General features: G+C 63.0%; 11 protein-coding genes. 7 read left to right on the forward strand and 4 right to left on the reverse strand.

Annotated elements, in window-relative coordinates; all coding sequences use genetic code 11:
- Positions 1-2,375: intermembrane phospholipid transport protein YdbH family protein (locus tag AC16XC_RS02440; protein ID WP_484033045.1), on the reverse strand; the 2,375-nt coding region annotated here is incomplete at its 3' end.
- A gap of 73 nt (positions 2,376-2,448) precedes the next feature.
- Between AC16XC_RS02440 and radC the strand changes: the two genes are divergently transcribed.
- Positions 2,449-3,147, forward strand: a complete 699-nt coding sequence (radC, locus tag AC16XC_RS02445; protein ID WP_484033046.1) for a RadC family protein — start codon at positions 2,449-2,451, stop codon at positions 3,145-3,147.
- 10 nt (positions 3,148-3,157) lie between these two features.
- Here radC and AC16XC_RS02450 read toward each other — a convergent pair whose 3' ends face one another.
- Positions 3,158-5,947 carry a DUF3857 domain-containing protein gene (locus tag AC16XC_RS02450; RefSeq protein ID WP_484033047.1) on the reverse strand — a complete coding sequence of 930 codons (2,790 nt, stop codon included), beginning with the start codon at positions 5,945-5,947 and terminating at the stop codon, positions 3,158-3,160.
- Positions 5,948-6,100: 153 nt separating this feature from the next.
- Here AC16XC_RS02450 and purB point away from each other — a divergent pair, with 153 nt between their 5' ends.
- The 3 genes from purB to pyrF all read left to right on the forward strand — a co-directional run bounded on the left by purB (position 6,101) and on the right by pyrF (position 8,463).
- Positions 6,101-7,411 (forward strand): adenylosuccinate lyase, encoded by a 1,311-nt coding sequence (gene purB, locus AC16XC_RS02455; protein ID WP_484033048.1) that lies wholly within the window; start codon positions 6,101-6,103, stop codon positions 7,409-7,411.
- A gap of 72 nt (positions 7,412-7,483) precedes the next feature.
- The gene (locus tag AC16XC_RS02460; protein WP_484033049.1) at positions 7,484-7,792 is read left to right on the forward strand and encodes a LapA family protein; all 309 of its coding nucleotides are present in this window, start codon (positions 7,484-7,486) and stop codon (positions 7,790-7,792) included.
- Positions 7,789-8,463: an orotidine-5'-phosphate decarboxylase gene (gene pyrF / locus AC16XC_RS02465; RefSeq protein ID WP_484033050.1), complete on the forward strand. Its 675-nt coding sequence runs from the start codon at positions 7,789-7,791 to the stop codon at positions 8,461-8,463. The genes AC16XC_RS02460 and pyrF overlap by 4 nt, the downstream gene beginning before the upstream one ends.
- Here pyrF and AC16XC_RS02470 read toward each other — a convergent pair.
- Together AC16XC_RS02470 and AC16XC_RS02475 are read right to left on the reverse strand one after the other, a co-directional pair.
- A complete protein-coding gene (locus tag AC16XC_RS02470) occupies positions 8,460-9,377 on the reverse strand; it encodes a sulfotransferase domain-containing protein (RefSeq protein ID WP_484033051.1) in 918 nt (305 codons plus the stop codon). The two genes, pyrF and AC16XC_RS02470, sit on opposite strands and share 4 nt — an antisense overlap.
- Before the next feature lie 56 nt (positions 9,378-9,433).
- Positions 9,434-10,327, reverse strand: coding sequence for a sulfotransferase domain-containing protein (locus AC16XC_RS02475; RefSeq protein WP_484033052.1), 894 nt, complete (start codon positions 10,325-10,327; stop codon positions 9,434-9,436).
- Positions 10,328-10,508: 181 nt separating this feature from the next.
- Here AC16XC_RS02475 and AC16XC_RS02480 point away from each other — a divergent pair, with 181 nt between their 5' ends.
- The 3 genes from AC16XC_RS02480 to trpA all read left to right on the forward strand — a co-directional run.
- A complete protein-coding gene (locus AC16XC_RS02480) occupies positions 10,509-11,150 on the forward strand; it encodes a phosphoribosylanthranilate isomerase (RefSeq protein ID WP_484033053.1) in 642 nt (213 codons plus the stop codon).
- Positions 11,147-12,358: a tryptophan synthase subunit beta gene (trpB, locus tag AC16XC_RS02485; RefSeq protein WP_484033054.1), complete on the forward strand. Its 1,212-nt coding sequence runs from the start codon at positions 11,147-11,149 to the stop codon at positions 12,356-12,358. The genes AC16XC_RS02480 and trpB overlap by 4 nt, the downstream gene beginning before the upstream one ends.
- Positions 12,359-12,560: 202 nt before the next feature.
- Positions 12,561-13,039: tryptophan synthase subunit alpha (gene trpA / locus AC16XC_RS02490; protein WP_484033055.1), on the forward strand; the 479-nt coding region annotated here is incomplete at its 3' end.

A 13,039-nucleotide genomic window follows, 5' to 3' on the forward strand; every position in this document is an offset into this window, starting at 1 on the left:
GGCCCGAAAGCGGCGGCGAAATCGAGGTCTTTCGTCGCGAATTCGCCGGTGCTGGTGATCCGTTCGGCATCCCATTCGATCAACCCCCGACCATCGATCGAACCATAGACATTGGCGACCAGACCGAGGGCAATATAGGTGACAGTATCGGGCTGGAGCCGGTTGTCGAATTGCAGTCCGTCAATCGTCAGCAGGGCCGAGCCACGTTGGGTACCGAGATCGTGCTCGATATCCGCCCGGGTCACGATCCGGTCGCTGCGGGGCTCGCGCAAATCCGCATGGGCGGTGATCAGGTTGCCTGCCATCACGAGGCTGGCATCATGCGCGACGAGCGGGTTGAATCTCGGCAATTCCTGCCGGTCTTCCAGCCGCAGTTCGACGCCTTCCAGCATCAGATTGCCCATCGCATAGCGCCAGTTGCCGGCCGCTTCGACGATGTCGAGCGGAACGGCGCCGAGATAGGCCTCGCCACCGGAAAAGCTCCCCCCCGGCCCGCTACCCAGGTCCAGTGTCAGTTCGTTCATCACGAAACGCGACGGAGCGCCGGCCGCACCCAGCTCGACTTCCACGCCGTTAGCGCCAAGCCCGCCGGGATAGGCCAGGTTTACAGCATCGGCGTGGATCGCGATCGGTGTCCGTCCCTCGCCCAGATAGCCATCGATGTCGAAGCCGGGAGCGTTCGCGCCCAGCCGGAAGCCGCTGCTGTCTCTGCGGGCAATCGCAGCGCCGGCCGATGGGCAGAGCCGCACATCCCGCTTCGCGATCTCGAGGCCGGAAACGACCAGCCGGTCGAACGCAACGACCGTACATCCGCGCCACAATTCGAGAACGCCGGCGCTCGACCAAGTGCCGCTGAGCGGGACGGAGAGGCCTTGCACCGTGCCTCCCGGAATGGTTCCCTCGGCCAGCAGGTTTCCCTCGAAGCTGAAATCGCCACCCGCCGTCTGGCGGATCGTCAGTCGGGGCATGGCGATGCTCGAACCATCGACTGCGTAGCGCGCCAACCGCAGCTGGTATTCCGCACCCCCGCCACTGCCCCGGCTCTCGAGCCGGCCATCGATCCTCGGTAGTCCCTCTCCGGCCGTGGCGAAATTGCCCGAAAAGCTTGAGCGTCCGGAAGGTTCGAGCAGGAACTGGAAGCGCGAAAGGGCGAGCAGGCTTTGGCCGCTGCTTCCGCGCCAGCGCGCCTCGGGCACAACCAGGCTCCATGCGGAATCCTCGCCGCGGCGAATGAGGAGATTGGCGGAGAGCGTGCTCGAAGCTCCTTCCCTGGCAAGCGACCGGTTGATCTGCGCCAGCATCGGGCCGAGCAGGGAAGTCGAGGTTGTGCTCGCGGCATCGCCGATCAAGGCCTGTATTTGCGCGCCCGGTCTCAGTCCCCGGCCCGTGGCCTCGGACTCGATCTCGACCCGGGCGATGCCATCGCGGGTCCGCGCCGACCCCCCGATAGTGAGCATGTTCGCCGCCACTTGCGGCGTGACCAGGTTTTCGAGCGTCAGGGTATAGCTCGAGGTAAGCGCCCGCTCGCGCCAGCTGAACCTGGCGGTCGCCAGCAGCGCACCCGCGGTGTCGCCCCTGAATTTGACCGCACCGCTATCGATCTCGGCGGTGCCTTCGATCCCGTCGAGCCCCCGATCGAGCCTCGCGTCGAGCGCGAACACCAGCCTGCTCGCCGAAATTTCGGCGTCGGCACAGGCAATGTCGCCAAGACGCAACGGACCATCGAAGACCGGCCGCTCCGCGTCGATCGAAATGCTGCCATACAGCGTGACGTTGTTCGCGGCGCATCCTTCAACGACGAGTTCGGGCGAAGTTGCCGCCAGGATTCCTTCGAAACCTCCGCGCAAATGGCCCGATCCTGCCGCCTTGATCCCGACATCGCCCAGATCGCTCTCGATCAGGGCACGACCGTCTTCCAGGATCAGTTCCATGTCGGGAAACGCGAATGGCTCGGTTGTTTCGCGCTCGAACAGGATCGGATCGAGCGCCCCGAAGCTCAATTCGCCATCGAGGAAAGTCCCGTAGAGCCGCGGTTTGACGAGGCGAATTCGCCCGATACCGGCAAACGGGAAGCGAGGAACCAGCGACGTCTCGACCCGCTCGATCGTGAGGTCGGGACGATCCGGGTCGCCGACCACCACATTGACCAGCACCTGGCGCCGCGGTCCGACAGACTCGATTTCGTAGCGTGCATCGAGGCCAAGCTTGTCCAGCTGGTCCTTGATGATGCTGTCGGCGATTTCCTCGCGCATGAACCAAGTGACTGCCGCGGCGGCCAGCGCCAGCAGCAGGACGGCCGCAAGCAGGCGACGCAGGATTCCGCGCGAGCGGACGGACACCGGGGCCGCAGCAATGTCGTCAAATTCGTCCGCCATTGCTCCCACACTTGCGCGTTAGCATGCCGAAAGGCAATGCAATGCCTATCAGACGCACTCCGCACGGGAATGGTTGCACTTGGCAAGGGACGAAACGAAACCGAACGAGAATGCCGGCCACCGCGCGAGGCTGCGCCAGCGCCTGCTCGATGGCGGTTCGGAAGCGCTCGCCGACCACGAGGTGCTCGAATACCTGCTTGCGACGGCCCGCTCGCGGATCGACACCAAGCCGATCGCCAAGTCGCTCATCAAGCGCTTCGGATCGCTGGCGGGCGTGCTCAACGCCGACGCGAAGGCCCTCGCCGCCCATCCGCAAATGGGCGAGGCAAGCGCCGCCGCGCTCAAGGTTGTCGCGCTTGCCGCGCGCAGGATGGCGCGGCAGGAGGTCGCGCAGATGCCGGTCCTGGGAAGCTGGCAGGCGCTGCTCGACTATTTGACGATCGACATGGCGCATCTCACGGTCGAGCGGGTCAGGGTCCTGTTCCTCAACTCGCAGAATATGCTGATCCACGACGAACATGTTTGCGACGGTTCGATCGACGAGGCCGCCATCCATCCGCGCGAAGTCATCCGCAAGGCGCTCGACCTTGGAGCGACGGCGCTGATCCTGGTGCACAACCATCCCTCTGGATCGCCCGAACCGAGCCGGGCCGACATCCAGATCACCAACCGCATCGCCGAAGCCGGCCGCTTGCTGGGTATCACCGTGCACGATCATGTGATCGTCGGCCGCCAGGGACATGTGTCCCTGCGCGCGAAGGGGCTGGTCTAGCTGGAACGGATCAAATGACCGGCTCGATCCCGTATTGGGCATAACGCTCGGCAAGGCTTGGCGATTGTCTCAATGCGGTTTTCGCGATTTCGCGACCTTCCGGGTTCCCCTGGGCAAGCATGACCACGCCCTTGAGATAGCGTGTCGGCGCCAGCCATGGCGCAATCGTGAGCGCTGCGTCCACATCCTGCAGGGCCTCGTCGTACCGGCCCAGCCGGTACTTGATCAATGCCCTGCTATCGAGCGCGGCGGCCGGGTTTTCGGCTAGTTCGACCGCCTTGGTGCAATGCGCCAGCGCATCCTCCGGCGCCGCATTGAATACGCCCCGGAACCAGCAGACCGCATTCTGCAGTCCCGGATCCTCCGACCGAGTGACCAGTTCCTGATCGAGCAAGGCCAGTCCGCCTTCGACATCGCCGCTGAAGCCCATGACCATCGACCGGGTTTCAACATAGCGCGCGCGCTCCGCTTCCGAGACTGGCAGGTCGTCGAGTAGCGCCAGGGCCTCTCCGCCGCGATCTTCGCGAGCGAGAAAGTCCGCCTGGTAAAACGCCGTCTCGTTGGAGGGAGTGAGATCATAGGCGGTGGCGATATCGGCCAGCGCTTCTTCATCGCGGCCAAGTGACTCAAACAGACCCGCGCGCGTGAGGTACAGGCCGGCATTCGGCTCGGCATCGATGATCGTCGTATAATCCGAGATGGCCGACTCGTAGTCGAAGACAAGAGAGTGGAAACTTGCCCTCGCGTAGAGTGCGGCAAAATCATCCTCTTCCGCTTCGTCGACCGCCTTGTCATAGGCGGCGCGGGCGGCCCGGGTCCGCAGCTGGCGTTCCTCGTCGGCCAGCTCCCAGCGCCAGGTCACGTCTTTCGGAGCTTCCACCTTGAGGGTCGAATTGGCGAGCTTCAAGGCGGCACGCTTCTCCTCGGGCAGGCGATCGGCGGCAACTTCACCGAGATTTTCGATGATCTCGGTCACCTGCCGGAAGATCCCGTCATCGAGCGAACTCTTCCGCGAGATCACGGTGTTGGCATATTCGCCCTCGATGTCGGCCTCGCCGGCAAGATTCCACTCGTCGGCTTCCTGCGGCAACGTGACCGCGAATTCGACCCGGTTGCGGGCCGGTCCGTTGGTCCACACCGGGATTTCCTGCCACGCCCTGCGGGCCCGGTCGGGAGAGAAGCGGCGATTGAGGTTCATCGCATCGCCGCTCATCACGACCTTGCCGTTTTCAAGCTCGATATCCGCGGCTGCCACGCCTTTGACCACAATCCTGCCGACCGCTTCCTCTTCGTCATATTCGAGCTCGATCCCGGTCGGGATGCCGCCCGACATCTGTCCCTGGCTGAAAGATCGCGCCAATTGCTTGAGCAATTCGGGGTTGTCCTCGTCCGCCATGGCCCGCATCTGCGCGCCCTGCGGCCCGGAAGCCTCGATCTCGATCGTGAACAGGAACGGCAGGTCGATTCCCGCCGAATGATCGACGTCGATCTTCATCGCGAAATCCGCGCGTTCCTTCGTCCGCTGGGTTACGGGAACCAGTTCCGCGCCGTCTTCGGTCAAAGGCAGGGCGTAATAAAAGGGAGGCACATTTGCGACATTGTGCATCCTGGTGGCCGTGCTGGTGCCGTCGAGCCAGTAATCGACTCCGTCGATCGTCGCGCGGACGATCATGTGGTTGAAGGCGGGGAGCGGCAGCAATTCGGGTACTGCGTCGCCACCCTGGATATTGACCAGCACAGTTTGCGAATCGATGCCCATCCGCCGCAAGAGCGAGAGCAGCAGGACGGATTTCGCCTTGCAGTCGCCATAACGCTTTTCCCACGTCTCGTCGGCGTCCTGCGGTATGTAGCCCCCTCCGTCGAGACCGACCGCGAGATAGGTGATCTTGTCCTGCACCAACCGCGTGGCCAACACCATGCGTTCAAGCGGATCGGAGGTTTGCGCCATGATCGCCCTCGCCTGTTCGGCCACCGGCGAAGTCTCGGAGACCTGGGCGGCGGCTTCGAAATGCGGCGCCATCACCCTGCTCACCTCGGTCCAATCGGCAAAGCTGCCCACGCGAAGGACATCGGGGCGATTGTATCGTGAAGGCGCATCGAACGGCATCGATGGCCGCTCGTCCAGCGGCAATGCCAGTTCGAGAAAGCTGTAACCGTCGCGCTCAACCGGTTCGGGGAGGTCGACCCGTTCCTCAGCGGCGTAATACATTTCATCGTCCGCCGGCCAGCTGACAATCACGCGGGAGAAACCGACCTGCCATGGCTCGCTCGGCAAATATTGGAGCGCCTGAACCTCGTCGCCGAATGCCCGCTCCTTGTTGGAAACAGTGTAGGCAACGCGCAGCATATCTCCTTCCTGAAGGCCTGGAACCGCGAGGCTCGCGGTAAGGTCTCCGTCGATGTAACGCTGTTCGAGATTGAGTTCGCGCCGAAGCACATCGAAAGTGACGCCTTGCGCGATCAGGTCGATTTCCTCGTCGCCGCGCAGAATCTCCAGCCGATGGACTATGAGGTCGCCATTGTCGGGCAACCAGTTCAATGCAAGGGTCCCTTGCTCCATCAGCGCCTGGGGATTGTCGACCCGTACGAGCCGATCAGCGTACGCGTAGACTACGCCGTCTTCGAGGCGATATTGCCAATCGTAGAGAATTTCCTGCGGCCCCTCGACCGCCTCGTCGTAGTCGACTTCGTACACATCGACCCATTCAGGAATTTCCTGGTATAAGACTGTGTCCCCGGCTTGAGCCGCGCTCGCCGCCAGGAAACTCGTCGACAGCAAAAGTCCAAATCTTGCCAGCATCGGCAAACCTTATCCAAGTAGTATTTCCCTATTGCTAACCCGCAAGGCTCCGTATGGCAAAGAAGTAATGTTGCGAGGCGCTGCCCAACCCGCACTTGCCAAAAGCGGGCACCCGTCCTAGCCGCGCCTCATCGCCAACAGCCGGAGTCGAACATGGTCCCCCGATACGCCCGCCCTCAAATGAGCGCGATCTGGGAACCCGAAGCGAAGTTCCGCATCTGGTTCGAGATCGAAGCCCATGCGACGGAAAAGCTGGGCGAACTGGGAGTTGTGCCGGAAAGCGCGGCCAAGGCCCTGTGGGACTGGTGGGCGACCGACCCGAAGATCGACGTCGCCGCGATCGATGCCATCGAAGCGGTGACCAAGCATGATGTAATTGCCTTCCTTACCTGGGTCGCCGAACAGGTCGGCGACGAAGCGCGCTTCATGCACCAGGGCATGACCAGCAGCGACGTGCTCGACACGACCCTCGCGGTCCAGCTCGCGCGCGCCGCCGATATCCTGCTGGCAGACCTCGACGAATTGCTGGCGGCGCTCAAACGCCGGGCCGAGGAGCACAAATACACGCCAACCATCGGCCGCAGCCACGGAATCCATGCCGAGCCGACGACGTTCGGCCTCAAGCTGGCGCAGGCTTATGCCGAGTTCGCCCGCGGCAAGGCTCGCCTGGTGGCCGCGCGCAAGGATATCGCGACCTGTGCGATCTCCGGCGCGGTCGGGACCTTCGCCAATATCGATCCCGCGGTCGAAGCCCATGTCGCGGCGAAGCTCGGCCTGACGCCAGAGCCGATCTCGACCCAGGTGATCCCGCGCGACCGGCACGCGATGTTCTTTGCGGTGCTGGCGGTCATCGCCAGCTCGATCGAGCGGCTGGCGACGGAAATCCGGCATTTGCAGCGCACCGAAGTGCTCGAGGCCGAAGAATATTTCTCGCCCGGTCAGAAGGGCTCGTCGGCCATGCCGCACAAGCGCAATCCGGTGCTGACCGAAAACCTCACCGGGCAGGCGCGGGTCATCCGCTCTTACGCGATTCCGGCACTCGAAAATGTCGCGCTGTGGCACGAGCGCGACATTTCGCACTCCTCGGTCGAGCGCTATATCGGCCCCGACGCCACGATCGCGCTCGATTTCTCGCTCGCACGGCTGACCGGGGTGGTCGACAAGCTGCTGGTCTATCCCGACCGCATGCGGACGAATCTCGACAAGATGGGCGGCCTCATTCATTCGCAACGGGTGCTGCTCGCCCTGACCCAGGCAGGCATCAGCCGCGAGGATGCCTATGCTCTCGTCCAGCGCAATGCGATGAAAGTCTGGGAATCCGACGGCCAGCTTTCACTGCTCGAATTGCTCAAGCAGGACGAGCAGGTGGCTGCAGTGCTTTCACCGGCGGAACTGGAGGAGAAATTCGACCTCGACTACCACTTTCGGCAGGTCGACACGATCTTTGCCCGCGTTTTCGGCTGAAATCTGCCCTTCCCAAGGCGGGCTAACCGCCCTAGCATCGCAGCTCGACGAAGCCGAGAGGATCTGCACGCGATGCAAATAGTCCGGACAATCGTGTTTGTGGTGCTGCTGTTCGGCATCCTGGTGTTTTCCTGGGCCAATTGGGATACGCGGATCTCGGTCCGGATCTGGGAGGAGCTGATTGTCGAGACCAATGCTCCGGCGCTGATGATCATCTCCTTCCTGGCCGGCTTCCTGCCGTTGTGGCTTCTTCATCGCAGCACCAACTGGCGGCTCAAGCGCCGTATACGCTCGCTCGAGAAGTCGATCCGCGACACCGCCACGATCGCGTCCGACGGTGGCGCCAACCTCAATCCCGAACGACCAAACGAGGCCCTGTGAGCAATCCGATCTACCTAGCGCTCGACCTGCCGCAGCTCGACGCGGCCAAGGCGCTGGCCGAAAAGGTCAAGGCGCATGTCGGCGGCTTGAAACTTGGCCTCGAATTCTTCTGCGCCCACGGTCATCACGGCGTGCACGAACTTTCGCATCTCGGCCTGCCGATCTTCCTCGATCTCAAATTGCACGACATTCCCAACACGGTTGCAGGCGCGATGCAGGCAATCCATGTGCTCGAGCCGACGATTGTGACTGTCCATGCCGCGGGCGGGCGCGCCATGATGGAAGACGCCAAGGCCGCGGCAGCCAACGGCACAAAGGTGGTTGCAGTGACCATGCTCACCAGCCTTGACGGCAACGACCTCAAGCGCACCGGGATCGAAGGCACCGCGCATGACCAGGTGCTTCGGCTGGCCGAGCTCGCGCAGGCCGCGGGGCTCGACGGGATCGTCTGTTCGGGCCACGAGGTTGGCGCGGTTCACAAGCGATGGAAAAAGGGCTTTTTCGTCGTCCCGGGAATCCGGCTGCCCAAACAGGGCTTGAGCGACCAGAAGCGCGTCGTGACGCCGCGCAAGGCGCGCGACGATGGCGCCAGCGTGCTGGTGGTCGGGCGACCGATCAGCCGGGCGGAGGATCCGGTCCAGGCCGCCCGCGATATCGAGGCGACGCTTTAGCTTCGAGCCCCGTTGATCAACCAATTGGCGCATTCGGCGCCAAGTTGCTCGATCGCCTGGGCCTCGTATTCCGCGCATTCCTCTTCGCTCAGCACATCTTGCCAGCGGCCGTTGACGCCCTTGTAGAGGAACGCCTTGGATCCGCCCGAGAAGATCATGTCGGCTCCGCCGGCAACAACGTCTGAATGCGACTTCATCCAGTCGAAGCTGCAATATTCGACGATTTCCGGCCAGCCGGCCGGTTCGATCTCGATCTCGAGGAATGCGGCGATGTCGCGCATCCGTCCTTCCATGTCGGATTTGAGGTCGGCGAAATGGAGCAGCATGACGTTGGGTAGATCGCGCGCTTCCCACCAGGTGCGGACATTCTCCCAGAAGCTCCAGAAGGGATAGCCGTCACCGGCGAGCCATTCGTGCCAATATTGGCGGATATCGTCCGGCGGAGGTGGCAGCGGTGGCCCCACCAGGCCGGGCGTCTCGTTGAACATCTGGTAGGCGAGATCGTTGAAATTATGGTGGTGGTTGAACAGGCTCCACACGACATCGCGCGCGTCTCGGGCGAGATAGATGTATTTCGCCTTGGGTGAAAAGGTCAGCGCATCGAGCGGCAGGTGCGTCTTGATGAAGCGGCGATGCTGTTGCGCTTCGAGCATGCCCAGCATGTCTTCACGCGGGAACACCCGCAGGTCTAGCCACGGCGCGAGTTCGGTCGCCTTCAGCTCCGGATCGGGGCCCAACAGCAATTGCCCGACGATCTGCTGGGTCCAGGTCGTCCCGGCCTTGGCCCAGGTACCGATAACCACATCGCCGTCACGGAACCTGAATTCGTTCCAGACGGTCGAATCCATGTGATGGTTGTGCAATTCGCGCGTCTTGACGGGGTAATTCACCTGCTCGGCCAAGCCTTCCTCCACGGCCGACCTAGCGGCACAGCCTGCGGATCGCACAATGACAAAGCCGAATCAAATGATCAGGAGGCTTTTTGCAGGCGAACCGGGGCCCTGCCCTGGCCTGCGATCGGGCCTCCATTGATGACCCAATGGGCACATTGGCTTCCCAGTTCGATCACCGCGCGAGCCTCGTATTCCGCAACTTCCTCGGGCGTCAGCAGGTTCTGCCAGGCGCCGTTGCAGCCCCGATTGAAGAAGGCCCTGCTGCCGCCCTTGAACACGGTTCCGATTTCCGGATGGACGGTCTCGGCATGCTCCCTCATCCAGGCGAAGGTGCAATATTCGATCAGTTCCGGCCAGTCCGAAGGCTTGACATCGGCCCCCATGAATTCCGCGATTTCGCGCATCTTCCCGGCCATGTCCGATTTGAGGTCGTTGAAGTGGAGGAACATGATGTTGGGCCGGTCGCGCTCCTTCCACCAGCTTTCGATATGGGCCCAGTAGGGCCAGAACGGATAGCCGTCCTTTTCCATCCAGTCCTTCCAGTAGCGCCGGATATCGTTCGTCGGCCGTTCGAGCGGCGGCCCGACGAGACCGGGGCTGTCATTGAGGAGTTCGTAGGCATGGTCCGACACATTGTGATGGTGGTGGAACAGGCTCCACACTACATCCCGCCCGTCGCGAACGAGGTAGATGTATTTCGCCTTGGGCGAGTAAGGCAGGGCATCGAAGGGCAGATGCGTCTTCACGAACCGCCGGTGAGTCTGTTTCGCCACTTTCAGCACGGTGTCTTCGGGCGGCGCAGCCCGCAGCTCAAGCCAGGTGGAATTGTCGGAAAGGCAGAAATCGGGATCGGGCCCGAGGATCAATTGGCCGACGATCTGCTGGACCCAGGTCGAGCCCGACTTGGCCCAGGCGCCGATGACGACATCGCCGTCGCGATACTGGAACCGGTCCCATATGGTTGAGTCCATATGGTGATTTCGTACTACTCGGCGCCCTTCCCTCCGCCTTTGCGGCGCTTTCATTCACTGGCACTCCCGACGGGATGAAATAGATACCCTTGCAACTATCATTGCAAGTCTTGAAATTCCGTGACCTCGGGAACCTCCCGGTGTCTTCCGTCGCCGGACCGCTTCGCCTAAGGGGCTTGCGATGGCCGGGCCGAAGATCAAGATCTGCGGAATCAAGTCGATCGACGCACTCGATGCGGCGATGACCGCGCGCGCGGACTATGTGGGTCTCAACTTTTTCGCGCCCTCGCCGCGCCATGTCACGCTCGCCGAAGCCGCCCTGCTGGCAGCCCATTCCGCGAATGCGATCGTCAAGGTTGGCGTGTTCGTCGATGCCGACGATCATGCGATGGCGCTGGCGATTGCCGCCGGGAAGCTCGACGCCCTGCAGCTTCATGGGGCGGAAACCCCCGAGCGGGTGGCCGAAGCAAAGATCCGCCACGGGCTGCCGGTGTGGAAAGCGCTGCCGGTCGCGGCCGCGCATGATGTCGGCCTGGCCACAGCCTACCAGGATGTCGCCGACCTGATCCTGTTCGACGCCAAGACCCCGAAGGGAACCCTGCCCGGCGGCATGGGCCTGGCGTTCGACTGGACCTTGCTCGCCAATTATCGCGGCTCGCTGCCCTGGGGCCTTGCTGGCGGACTGACTCCAGAAAATGTCGGCGAGGCGATCACCGTCTCGCATGCCGAGCTGGTCGATACTTCCTCGGGCGTCGAGAGCGCGCCGGGGGTCAAGGATATCGACAAGATTGCGGCATTCTGCCAAGCGGCCCGCTCGATATGACAGACCAACCCAATTCATTCCGGAACCAGCCTGACGAGCGCGGGCATTTCGGCCAGTTCGGCGGACGTTATGTCGCCGAAACGCTGATGCCGCTGATCCTCGACCTCGAACAGCACTACAAGGCGGCCAAGGCGGACCCGGATTTCAAGGCGGAATTCGAGGATTTGCTCGAACATTATGTCGGGCGGCCGAGCCCGCTCTATTTCGCCCCGCGGCTGACCGAGGAGCTTGGAGGCGCGCAGGTGTGGTTCAAACGCGACGAGCTCAACCACACCGGCGCGCACAAGATCAACAATTGCATCGGCCAGATCCTGCTCGCGATCCGCATGGGCAAGACCAGGATCATCGCCGAGACCGGCGCGGGCCAGCATGGCGTCGCCACCGCCACGGTCTGTGCCCGCTTCGGCCTGCCCTGCACGATCTTCATGGGCGCGACCGATGTGAAGCGGCAGCAGCCCAACGTCTTCCGGATGAAGCTACTCGGCGCGGAAGTGGTGCCGGTCACCAGCGGTGCAGCGACGCTCAAGGACGCGATGAACGAAGCGCTGCGCCACTGGGTCGCCAATGTGCACGACACGTTCTACATCATCGGCACCGCTGCCGGCCCGCATCCCTATCCCGAGCTGGTGCGCGATTTCCAATCGGTGATCGGACGCGAGGCGCGCGAACAGATGCTGTCGCGCACCGGCCGCCTGCCCGACCTCTTGGTCGCGGCGATCGGTGGCGGATCGAACGCGATCGGGCTGTTCCACCCGTTCCTCGACGATCCCGAGGTGAAAATGCTCGGCGTCGAAGCGGCCGGCCATGGGCTCGACAAGCAGCATGCGGCGAGCCTCGCCGGCGGCTTCCCCGGCGTGCTTCACGGCAACAAGACGTATTTGCTACAGGACGAGGACGGCCAGATCACCGAAGCGCATTCGATCAGCGCCGGACTCGATTATCCGGGCATCGGGCCGGAACACGCCTGGCTCAAGGAGACCGGACGGGTCGATTACACTTCGGTCACCGACACCGAGGCGCTGGAAGGCTTCCAGCTGCTATGCCGGACCGAAGGAATCATCCCCGCGCTCGAACCGAGCCATGCGATCGCGGCAGTGGCCAAGGTCGCGCCGACCATGCCGAAGGATGCGATCATCTGTGCCAATCTCTGCGGCCGCGGCGACAAGGACATCTTCACCGTCGCCGACGCGCTGGGGGCGGAGATATGATTGTTTTCCTGCTAAAGTCAGCTGCAAAATACGCACTGATTTTCGTTGCTGCCCTAGCCGTAAGTATTGCCATCCGGTGGCTTTCTGGTGACGTCCTCGTTGAGACAATGAATGTTGGTATTTGCGCAGCTGTGACGGTCGGTTTGGCATTCGGCGATTTTTTGCGCCATCGTTGGGCGCGCAAGACCGGTCATTCCCTCCAATGACCCGCTTCACCTCCGCCTTCGGCAAGGGCCGCCCCGCCCTCGTCGCCTTTATCACCGCGGGCGACGGCGACACCGCGGCCAATCTCGACGCGCTGGTCGAGGGCGGCGCGGATGTGATCGAGCTCGGCATGCCGTTCACCGATCCGATGGCCGATGGCCCGGCGATCCAGGCGGCGAATTTGCGTTCGCTCGGCGCGGGGACCAAGACGAAACATGTCCTCGCCGAAGCGGCAAGCTTCCGCCAGCGCCATCCCGAGGTGCCGCTGGTGTTGATGGGCTATGCCAATCCGATGATCCGCCGCGGACCCGAATGGTTCGCCGCCGAAGCCGCCAGGGCCGGGGTCGACGGGGTAATCTGCGTCGACCTGCCGCCCGAGGAGGACGCGGAGCTTGGCCCCGCGCTGCGTGCTGCGGGCCTCGAATTCATCCGCCTATCGACCCCGACGACCGACGCCGCCCGGCTTCCGGCGGTGCT

The sequence above is a fragment of the Candidatus Andeanibacterium sp. genome (genome assembly GCF_057143545.1).

What these genes read in the sequence shown, in the direction of transcription:
- AC16XC_RS02460 (WP_484033049.1), top strand. Translation starts at nt 7,484, where the DNA reads ATGCAAATAGTCCGGACAATCGTGTTTGTGGTGCTGCTGTTCGGCATC.
- trpB (WP_484033054.1), top strand. Translation starts at nt 11,147, where the DNA reads ATGACAGACCAACCCAATTCATTCCGGAACCAGCCTGACGAGCGCGGG.
- AC16XC_RS02450 (WP_484033047.1), bottom strand. Translation starts at nt 5,947, where the DNA reads ATGCTGGCAAGATTTGGACTTTTGCTGTCGACGAGTTTCCTGGCGGCG.
- purB (WP_484033048.1), top strand. Translation starts at nt 6,101, where the DNA reads ATGGTCCCCCGATACGCCCGCCCTCAAATGAGCGCGATCTGGGAACCC.
- AC16XC_RS02480 (WP_484033053.1), top strand. Translation starts at nt 10,509, where the DNA reads ATGGCCGGGCCGAAGATCAAGATCTGCGGAATCAAGTCGATCGACGCA.
- AC16XC_RS02475 (WP_484033052.1), bottom strand. Translation starts at nt 10,327, where the DNA reads ATGGACTCAACCATATGGGACCGGTTCCAGTATCGCGACGGCGATGTC.